The following is a 23,502-nucleotide window of genomic DNA, read 5'->3' on the forward strand; positions in this document are numbered from 1 at the left end:
GAGAGAGTTCAGGTCCGTCGGGCACCGGTCCCCGGCCGTTCGAGCGCCGACAGATCTATCCTACCGTCGGGCATCGACACCCCGTCGTACGGATCGCGGCCGAGCAAGAGCGACCCATCGAGGTCCGCGTAGTCGAGTAGCGGCGCGAGGTGAGCACCCGCAGCGATGGACGCGTTACTCTCGATCATACAGCCGAGCATCACCTCCAGCCCGTGGGCGCGAGCCGTGTGTATCATCCGTCGCGCTTCGCGCAGTCCGCCGCATTTCATGAGTTTGATCGTGACGATGTCGGTCCGGTCGGCGACCCGCGGCACGTCGGCGAGCGTCACGCAGGACTCGTCGGCGGCGATCGGCAGCGACGACCGCTCGTAGACGAAGCGCAGTCCCTCAGGGTTCTCCGCGGGAACGGGCTGCTCGACGAACTCCACGCCGTACTCGGCCAGGAGTTCCGTCTTTCGGACCGCCTCGCGGGGCGTCCACGCCTCGTTCGCGTCGACCCGTATCCGGGCCTCGGGCGCCGCCGACCGGACGGCGTCGATGACGGCCTCGTCCCGGTCGGTGCCGAGTTTGACCTTCAGGACGCCGTATCCGCGGTCGACCGCGTCCGCGGTCTTCTCGCGCATTCGGTCGACCTCGTCCAGACCGATAGTGAACGACGTTTCGACCGTCCTCTCGGGGTCGAGCCCCCAGTAGCGGTAGAGCGGTTGGTCGGCGCGCTTCGCCGCGAGGTCGTGGAGTGCGATGCTCACCGCACACCGGGCCGCGGGATTGTCGCGGACCGCCTCGCGCATCCGGCGTTCGATCCGCTCTCGCTGGGTCGGGTCCCCGACGTCCTCCACGACGGCCAGCAGGTCCGGAAGGACGGCCGCGACGGTGTCGGCCGTCTCGCCGTAATGTGTCGAGGGTGCCGCACCGCCGACGCCGACCGCGCCCGCGTCGTCCTCGATTCGGACGACCACGTTCTCGGAGGTGGTCTGAGTGCCCCGAGCGATGGTAAACGGGGTTTCGAGCGGCAGCTCCAGACGCTCGAACGACGCGGAGAGGGTCACAGTACCGCCTCCAGCAGGTCGTCGCGGTCGAACCGCACCAGATCCGTCGCCGGAAGCCCGAGGGCGGTCGAGAACTCGTCGATTGCGGCGCGGGCGGCGTCGTCGCTTTCGACGTCCATCGTGTTCACCGCGCCGGCGACCACTTCGGACTCGTGAACGGGCGCAGCCAGTTCTTCGTAGAGGTCGACGTACGACTGAAACGGCGGCAGGGAGAACGACTCGTAGCCGTGGATCGCGTCGCGGCCGGCGCGGTGACACAGCACCATGCGGTCGGGCATCGACCCGTGGAGTATCCCGCAAGTGACTGCCGAATACGCGGGGTGAACGATGCTCCCCTGGCCTTCGACGAAGAGGTAGTCGTGCTCGTCGCCTTTCTCGACTATCATCTCCTCGACGGCACCGGCCGTGAAGTCGCTTACCACGCGGTCTATCGGATTCCCCCATCCCTCGATCATGATACCGGTCTGGCCCGTCGGGATCACCGCGGCGTCGTGGCCCGCCTCCCGCGCGGCCTCGACCAGTTCCATCGTCGCCGTCATCTTCCCCACCGAGCAGTCGGTACCGACGGTGAGGACGATCTCCGCGTCCACGTCGGCGGCGACGCCGTCGGCGACGGTCAGGTCGTCCGGCGGTTTGCGGACGTCCCGGAGGTCGCACCCGTTCTCCGCGGCGAGCCGTGCGAACTCCTCGTCCTCCGAGAGGAAGTAGTGGAGGCCGGAGATGACGTCGCACCCGCGCTCTAGCGCCGCCCGGACGTCGGGCCGCCAGGACGCCTCGAACTCGCCGCCTATCGGCGCGATACCGATGAGAAGGGCATCTACCTCGCCGACGTCGTCCATCGACGCGACGATCGGCGCGTCCTGTACGTCCCCCACGTGGTCGCTCACGCGCTGACCGGCACGGTTCCGGTCTATCACGGCCCGGACGTCGTCGTCACCGTACCGCAGGACGCCCAGCCCCGTCTTGGCGCGGTCGGGAAACCGCTCGTGTGCAAGAATGGCGATTCGCATAGGGAATCATTGCTCGGGGGAGGATTTATACTGACCGTTGGCGGCGTCGAACGTGCTCGGCGGGACGGCGGACCGGTCCCGACAGCACGTCGTCCCTGGAGTTCTCGTCGGCGACGGACAGACAGCGTTCTCCCTGCTCTAACCCCTGGCGGATTAACCGGATAGCGTTCGCAAACCGCTCTTCGGGGCTCTCGTACGAGTCATTGGCCGTATTACTTCGGGGATGGATAGACTTGACCACTCTCTCGGAGTCGGTACGGCGTCCGGCACGAACAGCGAAAACGCCGCCCGTCGCCGCTGTTCAGCGTTCAAACCCGGTACAGCGTCGTCGTCCAGAAGTCGTAGAACGCCTCGTCCAGCGCGTCCTCGGGGTCGCCCGTCGCGTCGACGGCGGCGGTCGCCGTCGCGTCCACGTCCACGTCGTCGAACACGGTGTGTTCGCCGACGAGGATCAGTCGGTCAGACTCGCGGTCGGCGATAGCCTCCCGGCACCGCTCGACGTGGTCCGCTATCTGCCCGTCGCGCACGCGCTCGAACCGCCCCTGCGAGAAGCCCCCTTTCGAGTGTTTCGCCTTCACGTCGCTCTCGAACGTCGTCGTCGCGACGCGTTCGCGGCCCTCGTACTCGCCGAGTGCGAACAGGTCGGCCCGAACAACTGCGAGCGCGAACGATCCGGTCGGCAGAAACCATCGCCGGTCGACCCGAAACCCGTCGTCCCAGGTGACGAAGGGGTCTGGTGCGACCGGCGGGACGAGCGCGGCCTCGACGAGGCCGGCGTCGTCAGCGACGACGAGACAGGGTCTCGCCCGGTCGAGCAGCGCTGCGCGGTCGCCGAACGCGTCGCGGACAGCCTCCGGCACTCCGTCGTCGACCATCGCGGTCAGCGCTCCTTCGGGGCCGGTCTCGACGCTCTCTAGCCTGTCGATCACGGCGGCCAGACGGTCGCCACGAAGTTCGCTGACGCCGCGAAAGTCGAGCGACCCACCGTCGTCGCCGCCCGCGCGGTCGACCCGGTCTTCGAGTTCCGTGATCCGGTCTTCGAGGCGGTTGACGCGCTCTTCGGCGTTCTGACGGGCGGTCACGGCGTCAGCCTTGCGGTCGGACTCCGCTTCGAGTCGCCGTTCGAGATGCGTCTTTTCCTCCTCTAACTCGTCGATGCGGTCTTTTAGTTCCGCCCGGCCCAGCAACTCGTCGAGCATCAAGAGTGTGGCCGCGGCGCGGCCACTTTTAGGTTCCGCCCTCGTCCGCGTTCACCGCCGCTCGCCACGCGGCCTCATACTGTCGGCTGTAATCCCTGACAGAATCTCGGTCCCCTGGGGTCCGATTCTCTGTCCGAAGTGACAGCCGCCAGTATCAGGTCCCGGCGGGCGGATCGGTGGTCCCGGAGAGGCGGAGTAGTTGCGATGCGCGGTCGGCCTTCGCGAGCAGCACCTCGCGGAGCGACGGCGGGTTTCGAACACCGTCGTCGAGGAGGTCCTCGGGCACGGCGAGCGTGTCGGACGGAACGCCTTCCTCGCCGTGTACCGGGAAGTGTCGGTTGTCGAGTTTCATCACGAGCGGTGTGTCGAGGCGCTCGACGCCCTCGCCAGTCGCATACAGTTGCTCGTTGACGTGTTCGTGCTGTGCCCGCTGCATGAGCGCACGGTCCCCGTCGACCGGCTCGACGTAGAGCCGTCCGAAGTAGTAGCCGCTGGAGAACTCCTCGAACATGCTATGCTATTACATATCATTCCTCGCCGGAGATAAGCCTTCGCCACAGCGTTTATGCGGACGTGCAATCAGTCACGTCGTCGCGTTCGAGTTCGCAGTCGCGCAGTTCGAAGGCAGTTGGAGACCGGTCGTGCCAGCGAGCAGCCCCGCGTTTCCGACGCTATCCGGATCCGGTCACCCGTCGGATCCGGCAACACCCGAATCCGTCCGGCCAAGAGACACGTGTCGTCCGAAACGGCGAATACGGCTTTAGAAGCGTTTTTGAACGCTAAATAGCTGTTCTGAATAGTCTTTACCGGCCATTGAACGGATCAAACGAAAGTTCGGGTTTTTAACCTGTGACCTATAGTTTCGTAGTAATGAACGAGTTCCGTTCGTCGGCGGTCGCTCTCCTCTGTGTCGCCGGACTGCTCGCACTCGCAGGGCCAGTAGCCGGGGCCGCAGTGAATACGGCGGCCGCCGGCCCCGGGGCGGCAGTTGCGGATAACGCGACAAACAGTTCGATGGGCGCGGAGATATCCGCGTTCATGCAGTCGAGCGCGTCAGATACCGACGGCGCGGTCGAGGACGGGATGTTCGATGCCGCGTACGAGAACGGAACGGCCGACGAACGGGAACTGCTGGTCCGAAACCGAACCGACGACCTCCGGGCCGAAATGGCCGACCTCCGGGAGCGCAAACAGCGCCTGCAGGAAAACAGAGAGAACATGAGCCGGGTCGAATATCAGGCGCAATTGAGCCGTATCGTCAGTGACATTCGGTCGCTCGAACGGGCGGCGAACCGGACCGAACCGTTGGCAGAGGAGACCGGAGTAAACGCGACAGCCCTCGAAGAGATCCGGACGAACGCTTCGAACCTCAGCGGCGAGGAGGTTTCCTCGCTGGCCGGACAGTTAGCTGTCGTCCCCGACCACGTCGAGAGAGGACCGCCGGAGGACCGCGGCGCGGACAGCGGAAACGACACTGCGGATTCGTCGGATAACCGGAGCGAGAGAAACGGAAGCGACAGCGCGGGTCCGCCGGAGGACCGCGGCGCGGACAATGAGAACGGGAGTGCAGGTCCGCCGGCTGACCGCGGCGCGGACGCCGGAAACGGCAGTGCGGATCCACCGGGTGACCGTAACGGGGGTAATGGAAACGACAGCGCGGGTCCGCCGGAGGACCGCGGCAACGGTCAAGACTCGTCCGACGACACGAACGCCGACGACGAAGACAGTGATGACGCGAGCGCTGAAGACGGGACCGACGACGACAGCGAGGCCGACGAGGAAACTGACAACTCCGGAGAGGCCGACGATTCCAGAAACGACGAGGGAAACGATACGGCCGGCAATGCAGGGGAAAACGACAGTGACGAAAGCGATAACTCCGGCAATGCAGGGAAAAACGACAACGGCGGAGCCGATAAGGGAAACGATAATTCCGGAAACGAAGGCGAAAACGACAATAACGGAAACGCCGGTGAAAGCGACAACGCCGGAAACGGCGGCCGACTGGCGGTGTGAGCAGTCATCCTTTTGAACGCTCGTCGCCAACGTTTCACTGAATGGATTCTGCCGCACTGCTCGACCTGCTCGGAAACGAAAACCGCAGGCGTATCCTTCGATTGCTGTCGCGCAAGCCCTGCTACGTGACCGAGATAAGCGAGTATCTCGCCGTCAGTCCCAAGGCGGTCATCGAACACTTGCGGAAACTGGAGGAGGCGGGCCTTGTCGAGAGCCACACCGACGACCAGCGGCGGAAGTACTTTCACATCGCCCGGAACCTCCGTCTCGAGGTGAACGTCTCGCCGTACGGGTTCGGAACGAAAAGCGCCTACCCCGCGAGCAAGAGCCTCGATATCACCACCTGCCGGTATCTCTCTATTGACGCGCGATCGGAGTCGGCGAGCGACGATGCGGACGACGGCGACGATGTCGATGACCCGGAAGACCTCGCGGCGGAGCTATCGCGCCTCGAAGACCTGGAGAACGAACTCTCGCTGGCCCAGCGGTGGGTGCAGGGCCGGATGACCGACCTTCTGGACCGCATCGCTGAGGTCACCGACGACGAGGTGAACAGTCGACTCTCGGCGGATATCCTGCGCTGTCTCGGCAACGGACCGCTGACCGTCACCGAAATCGGCGAGGAGGTCGACGCGCCGCCGGAACTCGTCGAGGAGACGCTCGCGGCGATGGCCGAGAGCGGCCTGGTGCGACGGACGAACGACGGGTGGACGCTGGCTTAGATGTCGCGAGTCAGGCCGTCGCGGAGGTCGCGGCCGAAATAGAGACCGACTACCGCCGCCAGGCCGCCGACGACGGCGCTGACGGCGACGAGCGGGAGACCGACCCCCGCGATGGTCAGAACCGCGTTCCGGAGCAGGGACGCCAGGCCGCCGACTACGACGCCCGCCAGGCCGACCTCTCCGTACCGCCGCTCGCCGCTCGCCAGGCCGAACGCGAAGGCGACCAGAAGCATCCCGGCCGGCCTGCCGAACAGGGGTATCGCCGTTCCGCCGCCGACGAGACCGACGGTAAGCAGTATCGCGGAGAGGAGAAACGCCTGCGGCGAGAACCACTGTTCTAGGCCCCCTTCTTCCTCGTCCGAACCAGTCGCCCCCGTACGGAGTCCGTCGGATTCGAAGGTGTCGCCGAGCGATTCGTCGACGCTGACTTCCTCGCTCGACCGGGATATCTGGTCCGTGCGTTCGCTCATGGGACTACGTTGTGTCCCGACCGGCAAGGAATTTTCCCTCGGGCCGGATCGGAAAACGAACGCCGCTACACCGGCAAGAGAACGTACAGGGCGGGGACGAGCGCCGAGACGGCCGCGGCGTAGACGAGCGCTGAAACTGACCAGTCTCGACGGATCCCCCTCTCTCGCCGGTCGTACTCGCTCAGCAGGTCCGGACCGACCTGCGGTAACGCCAGGGTGACGAACAGAACCCAGATAGCGGCGGCGGCGAGAAACGCCACCGCGAGTCGGGAGACCGAAACCCAACCGAGGAAGAGAACGTGCGTCGTTCGGACGCCGTCGATGGCGACCAGAACCAGTTCGATCCCGACCGCAGCTGCGATCCCGCCGAGGTACTGGACGGTATGGGTCGCGGCGGGGACGGCGTTCCGGGGGACGCCCGGCCAGAGAGCAATGAGGGTCACCCGCGGCGGAACCTCCCCCTCAGGGAGCACGCTCATCAACATGTTCGCGATCGCGGCCGCGCCGAACCCGGCCAACACCGCGACTGCGATGCGGACTGACACCGGCCGGAACTCGGCTCCCGTCGCGTGAGCGACCGCGTCGAAGCTCATGTCCGGTAGAAAGCGCCGCCCGGGGCTTAAACGCTCCGAGAACGCAATCGATCACTCGGCCGAGATCAGTCCCCCGCTCCCAACCGCGTCGCCGACCAGAACGCAACGCTTGAAGTGCCGCGGAACGAACCACAGGCAAGATGAACGCAGGCGACCGCGTCCGCGTCGAACGCGCGGACCAGACCCACGAGGGCGTGTTGCTCCCGTCCACGACGGCGGACCACCTCGTCGTCAAACTCGACGGCGGATACAACGTCGGCGTCGACCGCGAGGGCGCGGAAGTTGAGGTTCTCGAATCCGACGTGTACGACATCGAGGACGAGGACGCGGCGGAGTCCTCCGGCGTCGAATTCGACGAGGACCTGCCTACGATCTCGCTTATCAGCACCGGCGGCACCATCGCGTCGACAGTCGACTACCGCACCGGGGCCGTGACGGCGCAGTTCGACGCCGAGGACGTTCTCCGGGCGGTGCCGGACCTGGCCGGCATGGCGAACTACCGCGGCCGGGTCGTCGCCAACATCCTCTCGGAGAACATGACGCCGGACGTGTGGCGGGAACTCGCCGAGGCTGTCCACGAGGAGATAGAGGCGGGCGCGGACGGCGTCGTGGTCATGCACGGGACCGACACGATGCAGTTCACCGCGTCGGCGCTCTCGTTCATGCTCGACACACCCGTTCCGGTCGTCTTCACGGGCAGTCAGCGCTCGGCGGACCGGCCGTCCAGCGACAACGTAATGAACGCCGTCTGTGCCGTCGAGGCCGCGAAAGGCGACGCCGCGGAGGTGATGGTCTGCATGCACGAGAGCGAGAGCGACGACGCCTGCGCGCTCCACCGCGGCACTCGCGTCCGGAAGAACCACACCTCGCGCCGCGACGCCTTCGAGACGGTCGGCGCGAAACCGCTGGGCCGCGTCGACTACGAGTCCCGAGAGGTGTCGTTCCGGCGCGAGTACCGCGAACGCGGGTCGGCCGACCTCTCGCTCGCACCGGACCTCGACCCCGACGTCGAACACCTCAAGTTCACGCCCGGAATGGACCCCGCGTACCTCGACGTCGCCGAGGGGAAGTCCGGCCTCGTGATCGAGGGGACCGGCCTCGGCCACGTCCACACTGACCTCGTCCCGCGGATCGAGAAACTGGTCGACGGTGGGACGACGGTCGTCATGACCAGCCAGTGTCTCGAAGGGCGGGTGTGCGACCGTGTGTACGACACCGGGCGCGACCTGCTGGAGGCGGGCGTCGTCGAGGCCGGTGACACCTTGCCGGGTACCGCGAAGGTGAAACTGATGTGGGCGCTCGCGAACACGTCCGACCCGGAGACGACGATGCGAGAACCGCTCGAAGGCGAACTCACGGAGCGCTCGGTTCCATGGGAGTGAACGACTCGAACGCGTCGTCGGAGGGAATCCGTCTCCGCCCGGCGACCGCCGAGGACTACGACGACGTGGTTTCGTTCACCCGGGACACCTGGAGCGACCGCGACGGGAGCGATTACATCCCCGACATCTACCACGACTGGATCGAGGGACCAGACGGCGGCGACCGACAGCGCACGTTCGTCGCCGAAGTCGACGCCACCGTCGTCGGCATCGCACAGGCCGTCCGCCTGTCGGACCACGAGATCTGGTGTCAGGGCATTCGGATCGCGCCCGACCACCGGGGCGAGGGGATCGCCGATGCCATCACCTGGGAACTGTTCGACTGGGGCCGCGAGGGGGGAGCCGTCGTCGCGCGTAACATGGTGTTCTCGTGGAACGTCGCCGGCCTCGGCCACTCCCGCGCCGCCGGGTTCTCGCCCGCGACGGAGTTTCGGTGGGCGCTCCCCGAACCGGACGGGAACGCGGACCCCGAGGCGACTGCTACCGGCGACTCAGATGTTTCCGTAACGGCCAGCCCCGACGCCGCCTGGTCGTACTGGGCCGACAGCGACGCCCGCGAACACCTGCGAGGACTGGTACTCTCGCCCGAGGAAACGTGGGCGACGCAGGAACTCACCCGCGAGGTTCTCCAGCGCGCCGCGGAAGAGAATGCGGTGTTCGCCGTCCAGAACGACGGAACACGAGCGATGGCCTTCCGCGTCCGCGACTACGAACGGGAGAACGAGCAGGGCGAAACCGAACGCTGGGCCGAATACGGCGTCGGTGCGTGGGACGACGTTCCCGCCGCCCGCGCGCTGTTCGCCGCGATACGGCGCGACGCGGGGGAACTCGGCGTCGACCGGACGCGCGTCCTGATCCCCGAAACCGCCCGGTACGTCAGCGACGTCGCCGCGACCCGGACCGCGGTGTCTGACGACCCGGACTTCGTGATGGCCGCGGACCTGACCGCGGACTACGGTGGCGGTGACTGACCGCTGACGACGGTGGCAGCACTGGACGCGGCGAGGCTTCGAGTGATCTCCGTCGTCGTTACCCGCCGCTGACCGGGGGGAACAGCGCGAGTTCGTCGCCCGCTTCCAGTTTCTCGTCAAGGCCATCGCCCTCGACCAGCACGTTAGTGCCGTTCCGGAGCACGTTGATGTGGTCGCGCAGGTCGCCGTCGTCGGCGAGCACGCGCTCTTCTAACGCCGGGTTCTCCGCGAGAAGCGCGTCGAGCGCCTCGCCCACGGTGTCGGCGTCGTCTTCGACGGGGACGTGTTTCCCCCCGGCACGCTCCGCGAGATCGGCGAAGAGCTTCCACTCCATACCCGTGGTTGACCGGCGCGTTAGGAAGTAATTTCCGCATCCGGCGATCCGGCGGCGGCCTCGAACCGGCGGAGGTCTCCCGGGTGTGCGACCGTGTACACCGCGTCACCGGCGGCGAGGAGCCGGGTGCGATCGGGGACGACGACGACCTCGCCGTTAGCCGGTTTCACCGCGACGACGCTGACGGAGAGCGCCCCGATCGGCTGTCCGACGAGAGCGCTCCCCTCGCGCACCGACACCACGCCCATCGTCTCGTCCGCGGCCCGCAACAGCGACGCGAACTCGCGGCCCTCCGACGTCGACGCCGGGAGCGTGACGAGCCGGTAGGCCTCGTCCGCGTCGAACTTCGTCGCCTCAGCTTCGCCGACGGCGAGCGTCGCGACGTCGCCGACGGCGGCCCGGAGTTCGGCGGTCGCCACGCGAGCGGGCGTCTCGCCGTCGCGATACACCTGCACGGCGTCCCCGGGCGAGGCGCTGAACGCGGGATCGGCGCGGACGGCGACGGCGGCGGTTCCCGGCGTGAGCGTCGGCCCGAGCCCGGCGGCGCGACTGCCGAGCGCGAGGTAGTCGACTGTGCCGTCGGCGGTGACGGCCAGGTCGACGTGACCGACGCCGTAGTCGTCGGTCAGGCGGGTTCGGATGCGGTCCTGCAGCTCCGCGACCGTCAGCCGCCTGGGGAACAGGAACGTCGATCCGGCGATGTCGATTTTCGTCTCGTCGGGAACCGGGTCGTACCCGTCGATGTCCGCTACGTCCTCCGGAAGTTCGACGCGGACGACGCGGCCGGCGGTCCTGACGAGTTGGCTCACCTCTGCGTCTATGTTCCGCGCCCCGGAGACCGACAGCGAGTCCGTCGCCAGTCGGTCGCCCCCTCGCCTGCCGAGGTCGGACGCGACGCCGCCGGCGACGAACGCCGCGATGGTGAACACGGCCACCTCCGGGTCGAGCAGGTCAGACCGGCCGACTATCGCCTCCTGGAGCGCGGCGTCGGTGTTGAGCCACCCCCCGACGACCGAGAGGCCGAACAGCACGGCCAGGCCCTCGGGAACCTGTTGGTGGCCGTACCAGCGGTAGGCGAACGCCGTCGTCGCCGCTACGCTACCGGCCAGCACCGAGAACACGAGAATGCGAGTGCCCGCCGAAACCAGCGTCTCGACCGGCGGGATCATCGAGGGGTCCCTCCCAACCGGTCCAGCGCTTCGCTCGTCCCGACGGCGAACAGTTCGTCGCCCGCGGCGAGCGACACCGTCGCGTCGGGCGAGAACTGCCACCGTTCGGACGCGTCGGCCGCCTGGTCCGTCCCGCGTTTGACGGCCAGCACGGCGACGCCGTCCGTTTCCCGGACGTCGGCTTCGCCGAGCGTTCGTCCCACGAGATCGCTGTCCGAAGCGACCGTCAGCCGACGGATACGCGCACCGGCCCCGCGGAGTAGGGAGACGAGTTCGTACTCGCCGCGAACGCCCCGGGCGAGGACGACGACATCACCCCGGGACGCTCGGAGCAAGGTCGAAGCCGCCTCTCTACGGACCGCGACTGTCACCCTGCCCTCGCCGCCGGTGGTCGTCGGCGCGACGGGACGCGCCGCGACCGCGGCCGCTTCGGCACCGCCGTCCGTCGTGACCATCGGCTCCGGCGACTCGGCGTCCGGGGTCGACCTCGCGCTGAGTACCGTCCCCTCGACGGCTCCGTTCTCGGTGACGACTCGGACGCGGTCACCGCGGGCGATACCCGTCGGGACGAGCGCGCTCACCGAGACGGCGCGGTGGCCGGCGGGGACCCGGGCCGAGAGGCCGCCCGACGGCGGCGCGGCGCTGATCGTCGCTCGACCCCGACTGTTGATCGAGACGACGGCGTCGGCCAGGTCGTGTTCGGACTGGAGGCGCTCCGTCAGCCGACGCTCCAGTTCCGCAAGCGGAACGTCCGCGGGGAACTGCCAGGACCCCTCGCGGATCGCCGCGCGAACGTCCGCCTGAAGCGGGGGGTACCCCTCCATGTCGTCGACCTGCCCGGTCGGAGTGATCGTCACCTGTCCGATCCCGCCGACGAACTCGACCACGTCCGTCGAGAGCGTGTTGGGCCGGAACGACCGCAGCGAGAACCGCTTCGGGAGCGTCGTGCCGAGTTTGTCACCCTGGCTGTGGGCGTACAGCGACAGCATCATCACGACGGTGACGGCGACGAGTAACCGCGGCGACTGCTTTATCGTCGGGTCGATGAGACCGAGAAGCCCCCCGTTGACGCCCGCCACCGCGACGGCGAGGACGACGACCCCGAGGCCGGGGAGCGTAACCCCGGTGAAGTACTTGAAGACGAAGCCGAGGCCGCCGGAGACGAGAGCGGGGAAGATCCCCGTGAGCAACCCCAGATAGATGCCGAGAAGAACCTCGACCGGCAACGTTGGCATGAGACGTGCATGGGAAGCGACTATTAAATCGGTGTCGACTGGCTCCCGGCATACCGGAGGCCGTCACTGGGGCCCGAGGCGGGTACTAACACGGATACCGACGGCATTTATGCGCGGCCGGCGTGAGTGATGGGTATGGTCGAAGGTAGGGGCCGTCTCGGAGTGCGGATGACGGTGTTGCTGGTGATGACGGTGGCCGTTCTCTCGGTCGTCACCGGTGTCGCCAACATCACGTCGACGACGGTGTTCGGCCCTATCGGCGAGTACGTTCCGCCGTCCGTCCAGCGACTCGCCGGATTCACCGGCGCGCTCACTGGGTTTCTCATGCTTGCGAGCGCGCTCGGTCTGCGGCGGGGACTGCGCGCCGCCTGGTACTCCACCGTCGTCTTGCTCCCCGTGACTGCCGGCCAGGGACTCGTCCAGTCGAACGAACTGTCGTTGCCGCTGGTCATTCTCTCGATAGCAGCGCTGCCGGTCGTTCTCGTCAACTACCGCCGGTTCGACAGGGGGCTAACGCTGTCGACCTCGCAGCTCGCCGCGGGTATCGCGCTCGCCAGCGTGATGGTGTACGGGACGACCGGAACGTACGCGCTCCGTGAGGATTTCAACGGCGTCTCGACGGCGCTCGACGCGTTCTACTACACCATCGTCACCGCGAGCACCGTGGGGTACGGTGACGTGACTGCGGCCTCACAGACCGCGAAGCTGTTTTCGATATCCGTCGTCACGCTCGGAACGGCGACGTTCGCAATCGCGCTCGGCGCGTTGCTCGGCCCCGCCATCGAAGCCCGGATTACAAGCGCACTCGGAAAGATGACAGAATCACAGCTAGAACTCCTCGAAGGCCACATTCTCGTCCTGGGGTACGGCGAACTGACTGAACCGCTTCTCAACGAACTCGACGCGAGCGACACGGATTTCGTCGTTATCGCCCCGCGGTCGGAGCGCCTGGAAGCGCTCCGCGAACGCGGCTTCCTCGTCGTCACGGGGGACCCGAGCGACGAGGAGACGCTCGAACGCACGCGGTTGTCGGACGCCCGCGCCGTCGTCGCCGCGACGAACAACGACGCCGAGGACGCGCTGAGCGTGCTGACAGCCCGACAGCTTCATCCCGACGTGCGGATCGTCGCCGCGGCCACGGACGACGAGAACGTCGAGAAGCTTCGCCGTGCGGGTGCCGACAGCGTGATCAGCCCGGCGGCCATCGGGAGCCACCTGCTCGCTCAGTCGGCGCTCGGCCAGGACGACACGGAAGCCATCGCGAGCCAGTTACTCGACGAGCACTGACCGCGCGGTTACGGCGTCCGCCCGCGAACCGGCGATTCAGGCCAGATGAACGACCGCGACGGCGGCGTCCACGTCGTCGATCCGTTCGAACGTCGGTGGGGAGACGAACCGGGAGGCGGTCGAGCGGTCGGTGCTGGCCCCGATTATCGTCAGGTCGTACCGCGGCGCGTTCGCCGCGAGAAACGACTCTATGCTGGCGCTTGCGACCCGCGTCTCGAACGGCCCGTCGAACGCCTCGACGACGTTCGCGAGCATCGCCTCCGCGGCGCGTCGCTCGCGTTCGTCGTCGATGCAGGTCGCGACTGCGACCGTTCCGGACGGCCCTGCGAGCCGTCGAGCGAACTCGACTTTTACGTGGGCCGCCCCGCCGGCTTTTCGAACGGGGACGAGAACCCGGCGCCAGCGTCGCTGGTCGGCGTCCACGCGAGCGGCTATCACGTCGATGTCACCGCCGAACAGCGATCTGACGTACCCCGAGAGGTGACCGTACTCCTTCTCGTACGGCGAGACGATCAGGTCGCAGTTCGCTTCCCGAGCAGTCCGGAGCGTCGCCGACGCTCGGGCCTCCGTTGCGGCGACGACCACCTCGCAGGGGACGCCGACCGTCGTCCGAACGTTCGCCGCGTGGGATTCGAGGCGGCGCGCCAGTTCGTCGCCCTCGTCCTCTGTTGGCGTTTGACCCTCGCCGCCGTCGGTCGTCCGGTCGGCGAACCCCAGCAGGACTACTTTCCCGGCCTCGTGTGCGGCGGCGAGTTCCGCGCCGAGACGGGCCGTCGCTGCGGCGGAGTCGCCGTGCATCGGAACGAGAACGTGGTCGTCACCGCGGGTCGAGCGGTAGAGGTAGCGGGCGCGGTTCTCGTAGAATTCGTGCCGCCAGACGACGAACACCAGGGCGACGAGCGCCGACGAGGTTGCGACGCTGACAACGTACGCGAACGGCGAGGCGTCGATGAGCAAGACGAGGAGGCCGCAGGCGTACGCCGACGGTTCCTCGACGTCGAGCAGCCACGTGACGAGACCGGTGAGGAAGATAGCCAGCGCCGCGGCCGGCGCGCTGACCCGGAACTGACCGGCAGGTTCCGACAGAACGAGCCTAGCGAGTTCGAGCGCCACCCACCCGCTCGCCGCGCCGGTCGTCAGGCCGACGACGAACCGACCGGGAGACGCGTACTCCCCTTCCGGGTCTGAAAACAGCGTGTACGTTCCCGACGCCAGCGGCGGAAAGAGGAGAAAGGAGAGTTGCTGAACGGCGTTCGAGACGGCCGTCACCAGCGCGATGAGCAGGGGAACGACGAAGATCGCAGTGACGTGAACGAAGTTTTCAGTGTGTTCTATCCAGCGTCTGAACTCCCGTATCTCCCTACGCTCGACCCGACGTAGCCGTCGTTTAGCGGCGCGAAGCCGGGACCAGAGCGCGTCTCGCATGCCGGCAACTGTAACGGCCCCCGGGTAAAGGCGTTCCGTCAGACGACACGTCCTCGGCGGGGCAGAGCCGCCGCGGTCCGTAGCTGATCCGTCAGAACCGGTTGTACTGCTCGTCGAAAACGTCTATCGTGGCCTTCAGGGCACCGAGGAGAACCGGTCCGAAGAAGATCCCCATCGCCCCGATCACGTAGACGCCGCCTACGATCCCGAACAGGATGACCGCCGGGTTCAGGTTGGCCCGCCGGTCGACGACGACGGGACGGAGGTAATCGTCAGTGATCCCGACGACGATCGTCCCGTACACTGTCAGACCGACGGCGGCGGCGGCGTCACCGTTGCTGAGCAGAAAGACCGCGGCGGGACCCCAGACGAGGAACGCGCCGACGACCGGCAGCAACGCCAGCACCATCATCACGACGGTCCAGAACAGGGCGTTCGGAATGCCGGTGACGAACAGCCCTATCCCTGCGATCCCGCCCTGAACGGCGGCGACGAACACGTGTCCGGCGAGGACCGCCCACATGACGTTATCTATCTCCTCGAACAGTTCGTCCTGCACGTCCGGCGGCAGCGGGACGACGTCTTTCAGCCACGCGACGAACTCGGCCCCGTCTTTCAGGAGATAGTACAGGAGAAACACGGTGATCCCGAACCCGATCACGACGTGGGTCACCAGGTCGAAGAGGCCGAGCGCTTCGCTGAACGCCGTCGAGCCGAGTTCCTGCGGGGCGTTACCGAAGATCGATTCGAGGTCAAGCCCTACCCCCACCGCGTTCTCCACCGTGTCCTCTACAAGCGCCACAGTCACGTCGCCGTCACGAATGGCCCGGTACAGCGCCTGCGCCTGCCCGAAGACGGACTGGAACAGGAAAAACAGCGGCAGGAGAACGAGCAGCGACGTCAGCGTGATGAGCGTGAACGCGCTTTTCGTTTCGCCGATCCAGGGGACGAGATACCGCTGATGAACGGGATTGAGAATGTAGACGAGCAGGATAGCGAGCAGTAGAAACTGCAGGAAGGGGAGAACGAGTAGCGCCGCAAACGCACCGAGTACAGCGATGAGGCCGAGCAGAAAGCCGCGGTTCGCGTTCATACTGATCGCTGGCCACGGCGAGGGGCAAAAGCGGGAGGTCGAAGTGACCGGAAACGCCGTCCTTACGCGCGTGGGGCCGCCGCTCAGAGCGTCGTCGTGGCGTCGAGCGCGATATCGATCGCCCGTTCGACGTTGTTTTTCGCCTTCGACGGGAGTTCGTCCTCGTCCGTCTCGCCCTTCTGGGTCCCTTCGACGAGGTTCCCGTCGACGGTACAGATAGCGCCGGCGCGCATCCCCTTGCGGCGAGCGAGGGTAAAGAGGGCCGCGGCCTCCATCTCGACGGCGAGAACGCCGGCGGCCTCCCAGTTCTCGACGTACTGGTCGGTCTCCGCGTAGAACGCGTCGTCGGTGGCGACGGGACCGACGTGGACGTCTTCGCCGTTCGCCTCCGCGCCGTCGACGAGCGCGGTCAACACGTCGTAGTCCGGGACGGCGGGGAGTGTGGCGTCCTCGTAGCGCTTCGTCGTCCCCTCGTCTTTCGCCGCGCCGGTCGCGACGACCATGTCGCCGATGTCGATGCCTTGCTGGAGCGCGCCGGTCGTCCCGACGCGGATGAGCGTCTCGACGCCGACCGCGTCCAGTTCCTCGGCAGCGATGGCGGCGGACGGGCTCCCGATCCCGGTCGAACAGATCGTCAGCTCCCGGCCTTCGTACTCCGCGTTGACCACCTTGTACTCGCGGTTCTCCGCGACGACAGTGTGGTCGTCGCAGTGCCCGGCGATCCGGTCTACGCGCCCCGGGTCGCCCGGGAGGAGCGCAACGTCGGTCAGATCGCCCGGTTCCACCAGTAGATGCGGCTGTTTCGCCATACGTCGACTTCGGCGGACGCCGAGAAAAAGCGTGTGCTTCGCCGCCGATAGCGTCAGGTCCCGGTGACCCGGACGACTACCTCGCCCCGGCCGCGTACGACGACGGTGTATCGACCGATCTCCATGTCGACTGTCGTCGCCGAGTCGGCCGACCCCCACTCGACGAACAGGGAGTCCAGCGCGTCCGGATCGACGTATTCGTACAGCTGCGGCGTCGACGAACACGGAGATTCCCCGCGCGCTCCGGCGAGCGCGCGCGAGACGGCGACGCTCGGCGGTTCCGCCTCGTCGGCGTCGTATCGGTGGGTCGTACCGACCCCACCACGCTTCCGGTCTGTACTATCGCTCGGTATATTCGATAAGTTTCCGCTCATTGGTAATCCATCCCCCTGTGAGGTGCTCCTTCATTCACTGAGGCTACGTTGATGAACAAATAACTTTGTCAGACGATTATATATTAATTGACATTTACGCGTCCCGGCTCAGGCCCCGACGGTAAACAGCAGGAGATTGTGTATGCCGGGGCCGATACCGACGGCGGCGACAATGCCGAGGAGAACCCTCGCCTGACGCGGTTGCTCGCGGACGTACTCCTCGAACAGCGAGACGATGAGCAGCGCGAGCGTTATCTTCACGAGGACGAACAGCCAGCCGACGCCGATGCTGTCTGCAACCGGTAGCCGGGCCGCGAGGTCGAGTATGGCCTGCGAGGCGGGAGTTTTCTCGCCGGCACCCAGAACGTCTACGCCGATGGCGGTCGAAACCCCGTCAAGCGAGTGCGAGAACACGACTAGCGCTCCGCTCATCCCGGTCACTGCGGCCGCTTCCGTGACGGTGAAACTCAGGAGCAACCAGGCCAGTGCGGCGATGACGCCGGCCAGTACGCCGCCGATAACCGGCCAGAACGGCTCTAACGTTCCTGTCTGCGTTCCCTTGTACAACGAGAACATCACGAAGGTGACGGCGACGCCGGTACCGACTGTCCCGATGTACCGTGCGACCGACGCGTTCCGGCGGGCCGCCGTCAACAGCGTCGCTACGATCCAGACGAGCCCGGCGACGATGGCAGTCGTGACGTACACCGCTCCTGCGCTGAACAGCGGTCTGACCGCATCGGGGAAGGTTTCCTGTAGATAGAGGACGTGCAGCGTCGCTCCCGTCGCCATCCACGGCGCGAACGAGACGACCGTCCAGTCGGTGACTGGCGGTGAAATGGCGTACAGAAGCGCTACGACAGCGACAATCCCGATCCCCAACCCCACGAGATACGGCAACGGCGGTACCACAACCCCTTCCGGTAAGACCATGTAGGACGACCGGCGCGACATCACCGAAAAACTTCCGGTAACCGACACCGTCGAATAAATGATACTTCGATAACAGCTTCCGTCCGGTTCGGTCCCCGGACTTATTGTGTGAGCGAGCGAGGGCCCGGTATGGACCGCGCGACGCTCGCAGAGCGGATCGACCACACGGTGTTGGGACCTGAGACGACGCCGGCGGACGTCCGACAGGTACTGGACGAGGCCGCCGAGTACGGGATGAACGCCTGCATCCCGCCCTGTTACGTCGGTACGGCGGCCGAGCGCACACCCGACGTGACGCTCGCGACGGTCGTCGGATTTCCCCACGGCCAGCACGAACCGAGCATCAAGCGAGAGGAGGCAGTGACCGCTTACGAGGATGGGGCCGATGAACTCGACGTCGTCCTGAACGTCGGGCGACTGAAATCAGGCGAGACCCACGCAGTCAGCAGCGAGCTCGCGGGGGTAGTCGACGCCGTTCCGGTTCCGGTGAAGGTGATCGTCGAGGCGACGCTGCTCTCCGAGGCCGAACTCCGCCGCGCCTGCGAGGCGGCTGTCGACGCCGACGCCGACTTCGTGAAAACGTCGACGGGGTTCGCCGACGGCGGCGCACGGATCGAAGACGTCGAAACGATGAGCGAGTACCTTCCGGTCAAGGCCTCGGGCGGTATCGGCGACTACGAGCGGGCGGCCGCGATGTTCAAGGCGGGCGCAGACCGGATCGGCGCGAGCAGCGGCGTCGCTATCGTCGAAGGCTTCGAGAAGGAATAGCAGCGGCCGTTACAGTGGTCGCGAGGTGAAAGCCGGCCCGGTCACGCGGAACGGCGTCCGGCAAAGAGCGCGAACGCGACGAGAGCGACCAGCGCGACGGCCGGGCCGAAGCCGGGCAGCGACGAGGACGAGGCGTCGTCGTCCTCGCTGTCGTCGTCCCCGCCATCATCGTCGAGACCGAGGAAGGTGTTCGCTTCCGTGGTGTTCATCTCGGGGAACGTCCGTTCGGACTGGTCCCAGTCGTCGGGCATGTGAACCTCGGTGTCGTCGCCGACCGGCGAGAGCGCCCGCACGTCGGACTCGTTGGCGTCGGAGTCGACCGCGTTGGCGACCCGGAGGTACGTGACGGTTTCACCGTCCTGGGACTCGCCGAAGGCGCTTGTAACTGCGAGGTCGTCGCCGTACGCCTCGTTCATCACGTCGCGGAACGCGGAGACGTTATCGAAGCTAGTCGCGGCCTCGACGGTGACGGTGTTTTCGGTCGCGGAGACGTCCATCTTGGCCCGTTCGAACTCGGACCGCTGGAACGACTGGAGGAACGCCCGGGCCTGCTCGTTGTCGTCGCCCGGACCGCTCGTCGTGTCTGCTTCCTGCAGCATGCCGTCGATAGCGTTCTCCACGAGGCCCTCCTGACTGAACGTCGCCGAAGCAGTCGCGGTCAGTTCGTCGTCCTCTGTTTCCACGTGGGTTTCGAACGTGGTGTCGCCGGGCCACTCGACGTCGCGGTCCTCGAGTTCACTGACGTACGCTTGCCAGTTCTCGGTCGCGTACTCCGCGTCGAACTGCATCGTTACCGTGTCGTCGGACTGCACGGAGAGCGACCCGTTCCAGTTCATCGTCTGCTGGAGGTCCGCGGCCTGCAGAGCTTCGAACTGACTGCGGGACTCCTCTAGATCCGCCTGGGAGGCGTTCATCTCGGTCGCTTCGAGGATGTCGAACGTCGCCGCGGCGGCCTCGTCGTAGTTGTCGATCTGAACGTTCCAGTTCGTACTCGCCTGTCGTGCCTGTACGTCGACCGACCCCGAGAGTTCGGTCAGTTCGACGGACTGGATACGGTCGGCGAGGTCGCGCGCCTCGCTCTCTGAGAGGTCCAGGTCCTGAGACGAGGCAAGCGAGGCCGTAAGCTGCTCTGAGACGGCTTCGTCGACGCCGGTGAACTCGACGGTGTACTCTATGTCGAGGCGGTTCGTCTCGGCGTCGAACGAGTAGGAGTCGACGGTGACCGAAGCGTCTCCCTCGAGCCCGCGGGCGGTCGTCTCGAACTCGGATTCGAGGGTCCGGGTCGCGTTCGCTCGGGTCGACCAGTTGTCCACGTCCCGGATACCGACGGCGTAGTCCTGGGCGGCGGTGAGAACGTACGCTTCGTCGGTCTCTCGCAGCGTGAACTCGTGGTTCATCTGGGAGCTACTCGGTAGAGACTGCTCCTCGGATAACGTCGCGGTCGCCGACCCCTCGGTCGAGAACTGCGAACTGGTCGTGGTCATCGACCCCTCGGTCGAGACCGATTCGAACGACGAACTACTCTGGCCGGATTCGTCGAGGACCGTGGCGTCGAGTGCCACGGACCCCGAGGACTCCTCGCGGGTCTGGGTCACGGACGCGTCGACCGTCAGGTCTTCGAGCGTCTCGGGCTTGGTCATCGAGAACGCGCCGTCGCCCGACATCGATTCCGGTCCGAGTACGAACGAGGCGTTGCCCGTGAAGTCGTTCTCGGGTTGGTCCTCGATCGTATCGTTGAGAAACACGTGGAACAGCCCTTCCGAGAGGTCCGCACCGAAGTGGCCGTTCGCCGTAGAGTCGCTCTCATTGTTCCGATACACCAAGACGGCGTCGCCGTCGTCCTCGACGTACACGTCGTCAGCCGAACCGCTCGAATCGTCCTCCTGCATGCCGTTCGAGGCAACGCCGGGGGACTGTCCCGTCGCGACTGCACCCACGGGCCCCGTCACGAGAAGGACGACGAGGCCGATGGTGAGAGCCGCACGGCTATATGCAACCATATGTATTCATACCTGTGATCTCTCGAATGATAACTCCACCGACTTGGTTTCGGCGGTGTCGTGCCGTAACAACCGCCATGGACGGGCCGTATCACGGGATCCGTTCACTCTCTGGCGACCAGGCACTGCGGGCCGTCCGCCGGCATCGCGACAGCATACACCGCGTCGCCGGCGTGGAGTGCGGACGAGAACGGGAGGTCGGTCGCACATCCCGCGAGCGTGCCGGTCGTCAGGGGGGCCCCGCTACGAGAAACCGGCGACGGATGCAGGAGATCGTGAGCACACCGGAGATTGACAGTTCGATAATAGTCAGTGCCCGGAATCCGTCGCGCTTTTGACCGCTGGACCGTAAGTCGGTACAAGCGAATGGCCCGCTACCACATCGAGACGTACGGGTGTACGTCGAACCGCGGAGAGAGCCGTCAGATAGAGCGAAAGCTCCGCGACGCGGGCCACAAACCGGTCGACGGACCCGACGAGGCGGACGTCGCCATCATGAACACCTGTACGGTCGTCGAGAAGACCGAACACAACATGCTCCGGCGGGCGCAGGAACTGGAAGACGAAACAGCCGACCTCATCGTCACCGGGTGTATGGCCCTCGCGCAGGGCGAGGAGTTCGAGCAAGCGGGCGTCGACGCACAGGTACTACACTGGGACGACGTCCCGACGGCGATCCGCAACGGCGAGTGCCCGACGCCCGAGAGCGGCACGGACCCCGTCATCGACGGCGTCGTCGGCATCCTCCCCATCGCTCGCGGCTGCATGAGCGACTGCTCGTACTGCATTACGAAGCAGGCGACCGGAAAGATCGACTCGCCGCCCGTCTCCGAGAACGTCGAGAAGGCCCGCGCGCTGGTCCACGCCGGCGCGAAGGAGATCCGTATCACGGGCCAGGACACCGGCGTCTACGGCTGGGACGATGGCGAGCGCAAGCTTCACGTCCTGCTCGACCGCATCTGCGACATCGAGGGCGACTTCCGGGTGCGCGTCGGCATGGCGAACCCGAAGGGGGTCCACGGCATCCGCGAGGAACTCGCCGAGGTGTTCACCGAGAACGAGAAGCTGTACAACTTCATCCACGCGCCCGTCCAGAGCGGCTCCAACGACGTTCTCGGCGACATGCGCCGTCAACACCAGGTGTCGGAGTTCGTCGAGGTCGTGGAGACGTTCGACGAGCGGCTCGACCACTGGACGCTGTCGACGGACTTCATCGTCGGGTTCCCCAGCGAAACGGCCCGCGACCACGAGCAGAGCATGGCGCTGTTCCGAGAGGTCCGCCCCGAGAAGGTCAACGTTACCCGCTTCTCGAAGCGGCCGGGCACCGACGCCGACGACATGAAGGGCCTGGGCGGTCAGACGAAGAAGGACCGCTCGAAGGAGATGTCCGAACTCAAACGAGATATCGTCGCCGAGGCGTACGACGAACTCGTCGGTACGACACGCGAGGTGCTGGTCGTCGAGGACGGCACCGGCGACTCCGTGAAGTGCCGCGACGGCGCGTACCGCCAGATAATCGTTCAGGAGGCCTCCGAGTACGACTTCGAGGTCGGCGACTTCGTCGACGTCGAAGTGACAGGCCACAATACGGTGTACGCGCTGGCCGACCCGGTTTAATTCTCTTTGTCACCGTACTGTCCGCCGTCCTCACCGCGGTCCAGCCCGACAGTTCCGGACAGTTCGTGCTCCGACGGCGGGCTGAGCTGTGCGTCGTGGTCGTCTAACCGGTCGATCACCCGCCGAGCGAACTCAGACCGGACGCGAACGTAGTCGGACCGTTCCGGGTCGGCGATCCACACCCGCACCGAAAGCACCGCGCCGTTGTCCGCGAACTCCGTCAGGCGGACCGAGGGAGCGGGCTGTTCGAGGATCTCCGGATGAGCCGCCGCTTCATCCGTGAGCAGCGCCGAGACGGCCTCAAGGTCGTCATCGTAGCTCACCTCCACCGGTAACTGGAGCCTGAGACGGTCGGTGAGGACCGGGTTCGTCACCGCGGTCGTCGTGAGCTCCGAGTTCGGCACCGTGAGTATCTCGTTGTCGAACGTGCGGACGCGAGTCGCGCGAAAGGAGATGTCGTCGATGACGCCCTCGCGCTCGTTCCACCGGATCCAGTCGCCGATGTTGAATTTCGGGTCGGTGACGATGAACGCGCCGCTGACGAGATTTCCGATGACGTCCTGTGCCGCAAATCCGAGTGCCACAGTGAGCGCAGCGACGATAACCGCCGACCCCCCGATCACCCTGCTGAACCCCGCGAACGTCGCTGCGAGCATCACGGCGACGGCGAGGACGGCGACCCGGACGACCCGCTGGAGCGCCGAGGCGTACGTCGGATCGGCGTTCCGGGCGTCTAACAGCCCCGCGACAGCGGGTTCGATCACGTACCGTCCGAGGACGTACACCGCCAGAAACCAGACGGTGAACTCCGCGAGACCCGAGATCAGGGTCCCGTATCGTCGCCAGAAGCGGTCGAGTAGCCGTATCTGAAGTGGTAGGGAAAGTCCCACGTGATCCATCCGAACGGGCTACAACGCGACGGAAGTCAAACGCTTGGGGAATCGATGAAAGCAGACGGAGGTTTATTCCCGATCCGACAGGAGCGCGTGTGCCGATAGACAGCGCTGACCGCGGCACGGACGTCACGCCGACGGGGAGGCGTCAGT

The 23,502-nt window shown here is 66.3% G+C and carries 23 protein-coding genes; 7 read left to right on the plus strand and 16 right to left on the minus strand.

What is annotated here, in order from left to right:
- Positions 1-8 precede the first annotated feature (8 nt).
- From SM753_RS05290 to SM753_RS05305, 4 genes are all read right to left on the minus strand, one after another.
- On the minus strand, positions 9-1,049 hold the full coding sequence (locus tag SM753_RS05290; protein ID WP_323190822.1) for a dipeptide epimerase: 1,041 nt from the start codon (positions 1,047-1,049) through the stop codon (positions 9-11).
- Positions 1,046-2,059 (minus strand): DUF1611 domain-containing protein, encoded by a 1,014-nt coding sequence (locus SM753_RS05295; protein ID WP_323190823.1) that lies wholly within the window; start codon positions 2,057-2,059, stop codon positions 1,046-1,048. Before SM753_RS05295 ends, SM753_RS05290 begins: the two co-directional genes overlap by 4 nt.
- 308 nt (positions 2,060-2,367) lie before the next feature.
- Positions 2,368-3,258 (minus strand): Vms1/Ankzf1 family peptidyl-tRNA hydrolase, encoded by an 891-nt coding sequence (locus SM753_RS05300; RefSeq protein ID WP_323190824.1) that lies wholly within the window; start codon positions 3,256-3,258, stop codon positions 2,368-2,370.
- A gap of 154 nt (positions 3,259-3,412) precedes the next feature.
- Positions 3,413-3,769 (minus strand): DUF5802 family protein, encoded by a 357-nt coding sequence (locus tag SM753_RS05305; protein WP_323190825.1) that lies wholly within the window; start codon positions 3,767-3,769, stop codon positions 3,413-3,415.
- 359 nt (positions 3,770-4,128) lie between these two features.
- On the opposite strand from SM753_RS05305, the gene SM753_RS05310 reads away from it, so the two are divergent.
- Positions 4,129-5,274, plus strand: coding sequence for a hypothetical protein (locus tag SM753_RS05310; protein ID WP_323190826.1), 1,146 nt, complete (start codon positions 4,129-4,131; stop codon positions 5,272-5,274).
- A 41-nt stretch (positions 5,275-5,315) separates the two neighbouring features.
- Positions 5,316-5,996 carry an ArsR family transcriptional regulator gene (locus tag SM753_RS05315; protein WP_138798065.1) on the plus strand — a complete coding sequence of 227 codons (681 nt, stop codon included), beginning with the start codon at positions 5,316-5,318 and terminating at the stop codon, positions 5,994-5,996.
- Here the strand turns inward: SM753_RS05315 and SM753_RS05320 are convergent.
- Both SM753_RS05320 and SM753_RS05325 read right to left on the minus strand, forming a co-directional pair.
- Positions 5,993-6,466 carry a DUF456 domain-containing protein gene (locus SM753_RS05320; protein ID WP_135535685.1) on the minus strand — a complete coding sequence of 158 codons (474 nt, stop codon included), beginning with the start codon at positions 6,464-6,466 and terminating at the stop codon, positions 5,993-5,995. The two genes, SM753_RS05315 and SM753_RS05320, sit on opposite strands and share 4 nt — an antisense overlap.
- Before the next feature lie 65 nt (positions 6,467-6,531).
- Entirely contained in the window at positions 6,532-7,059 is a 528-nt protein-coding gene (locus SM753_RS05325; RefSeq protein WP_323190827.1) for a hypothetical protein, read from the minus strand.
- Between the two features lie 140 nt (positions 7,060-7,199).
- Here SM753_RS05325 and gatD point away from each other — a divergent pair, with 140 nt between their 5' ends.
- Both gatD and SM753_RS05335 read left to right on the plus strand, forming a co-directional pair.
- A complete protein-coding gene (gene gatD, locus SM753_RS05330) occupies positions 7,200-8,441 on the plus strand; it encodes a Glu-tRNA(Gln) amidotransferase subunit GatD (RefSeq protein WP_135535683.1) in 1,242 nt (413 codons plus the stop codon).
- Positions 8,432-9,412, plus strand: a complete 981-nt coding sequence (locus tag SM753_RS05335; protein WP_323190828.1) for a GNAT family N-acetyltransferase — start codon at positions 8,432-8,434, stop codon at positions 9,410-9,412. The genes gatD and SM753_RS05335 overlap by 10 nt, the downstream gene beginning before the upstream one ends.
- Before the next feature lie 58 nt (positions 9,413-9,470).
- Here SM753_RS05335 and SM753_RS05340 read toward each other — a convergent pair whose 3' ends face one another.
- From SM753_RS05340 to SM753_RS05350, 3 genes are read right to left on the minus strand one after another with little or no spacing between them, the layout of a single operon-like run.
- Positions 9,471-9,746 (minus strand): ubiquitin-like small modifier protein 1, encoded by a 276-nt coding sequence (locus SM753_RS05340; RefSeq protein WP_138798069.1) that lies wholly within the window; start codon positions 9,744-9,746, stop codon positions 9,471-9,473.
- A gap of 20 nt (positions 9,747-9,766) precedes the next feature.
- On the minus strand, positions 9,767-10,915 hold the full coding sequence (locus SM753_RS05345) for a potassium transporter TrkA (protein ID WP_323190829.1): 1,149 nt from the start codon (positions 10,913-10,915) through the stop codon (positions 9,767-9,769).
- Positions 10,912-12,150 (minus strand): TrkA C-terminal domain-containing protein, encoded by a 1,239-nt coding sequence (locus tag SM753_RS05350; protein ID WP_323190830.1) that lies wholly within the window; start codon positions 12,148-12,150, stop codon positions 10,912-10,914. Before SM753_RS05350 ends, SM753_RS05345 begins: the two co-directional genes overlap by 4 nt.
- Positions 12,151-12,285: 135 nt before the next feature.
- Here SM753_RS05350 and SM753_RS05355 point away from each other — a divergent pair, with 135 nt between their 5' ends.
- Complete coding sequence (locus tag SM753_RS05355; RefSeq protein ID WP_323190831.1) at positions 12,286-13,437, plus strand: NAD-binding protein; 1,152 nt, start codon at positions 12,286-12,288, stop codon at positions 13,435-13,437.
- A gap of 36 nt (positions 13,438-13,473) precedes the next feature.
- Here SM753_RS05355 and SM753_RS05360 read toward each other — a convergent pair whose 3' ends face one another.
- The 5 genes from SM753_RS05360 to SM753_RS05380 all read right to left on the minus strand — a co-directional run bounded on the left by SM753_RS05360 (position 13,474) and on the right by SM753_RS05380 (position 18,071).
- The gene (locus SM753_RS05360) at positions 13,474-14,862 is read right to left on the minus strand and encodes an HPP family protein (protein ID WP_323190832.1); all 1,389 of its coding nucleotides are present in this window, start codon (positions 14,860-14,862) and stop codon (positions 13,474-13,476) included.
- Between the two features lie 91 nt (positions 14,863-14,953).
- Positions 14,954-15,955, minus strand: coding sequence for an AI-2E family transporter (locus SM753_RS05365; protein WP_323190833.1), 1,002 nt, complete (start codon positions 15,953-15,955; stop codon positions 14,954-14,956).
- Between the two features lie 83 nt (positions 15,956-16,038).
- Positions 16,039-16,764, minus strand: coding sequence for a nucleoside phosphorylase (locus SM753_RS05370; protein WP_323190834.1), 726 nt, complete (start codon positions 16,762-16,764; stop codon positions 16,039-16,041).
- A gap of 53 nt (positions 16,765-16,817) precedes the next feature.
- Positions 16,818-17,138, minus strand: coding sequence for a HalOD1 output domain-containing protein (locus SM753_RS05375; RefSeq protein WP_323190835.1), 321 nt, complete (start codon positions 17,136-17,138; stop codon positions 16,818-16,820).
- Between the two features lie 108 nt (positions 17,139-17,246).
- Positions 17,247-18,071 (minus strand): DUF63 family protein, encoded by an 825-nt coding sequence (locus tag SM753_RS05380; protein ID WP_323190836.1) that lies wholly within the window; start codon positions 18,069-18,071, stop codon positions 17,247-17,249.
- Between the two features lie 129 nt (positions 18,072-18,200).
- On the opposite strand from SM753_RS05380, the gene deoC reads away from it, so the two are divergent.
- Positions 18,201-18,839, plus strand: a complete 639-nt coding sequence (deoC, locus tag SM753_RS05385; protein WP_323190837.1) for a deoxyribose-phosphate aldolase — start codon at positions 18,201-18,203, stop codon at positions 18,837-18,839.
- A gap of 41 nt (positions 18,840-18,880) precedes the next feature.
- Here deoC and SM753_RS05390 read toward each other — a convergent pair whose 3' ends face one another.
- Positions 18,881-20,839, minus strand: a complete 1,959-nt coding sequence (locus SM753_RS05390) for a PGF-CTERM sorting domain-containing protein (protein WP_323190838.1) — start codon at positions 20,837-20,839, stop codon at positions 18,881-18,883.
- 366 nt (positions 20,840-21,205) lie between these two features.
- On the opposite strand from SM753_RS05390, the gene SM753_RS05395 reads away from it, so the two are divergent.
- Positions 21,206-22,456: a tRNA (N(6)-L-threonylcarbamoyladenosine(37)-C(2))-methylthiotransferase gene (locus SM753_RS05395; protein ID WP_323190839.1), complete on the plus strand. Its 1,251-nt coding sequence runs from the start codon at positions 21,206-21,208 to the stop codon at positions 22,454-22,456.
- Here SM753_RS05395 and SM753_RS05400 read toward each other — a convergent pair.
- Positions 22,453-23,355 (minus strand): mechanosensitive ion channel family protein, encoded by a 903-nt coding sequence (locus SM753_RS05400; protein ID WP_323190840.1) that lies wholly within the window; start codon positions 23,353-23,355, stop codon positions 22,453-22,455. The two genes, SM753_RS05395 and SM753_RS05400, sit on opposite strands and share 4 nt — an antisense overlap.
- Positions 23,356-23,502: the final 147 nt, after the last annotated feature.

This window comes from Halostella sp. PRR32 (assembly GCF_034808085.1).
In the GTDB taxonomy this organism is placed as follows: Archaea; Halobacteriota; Halobacteria; order Halobacteriales; family Natronoarchaeaceae; genus Halostella; species Halostella pelagica.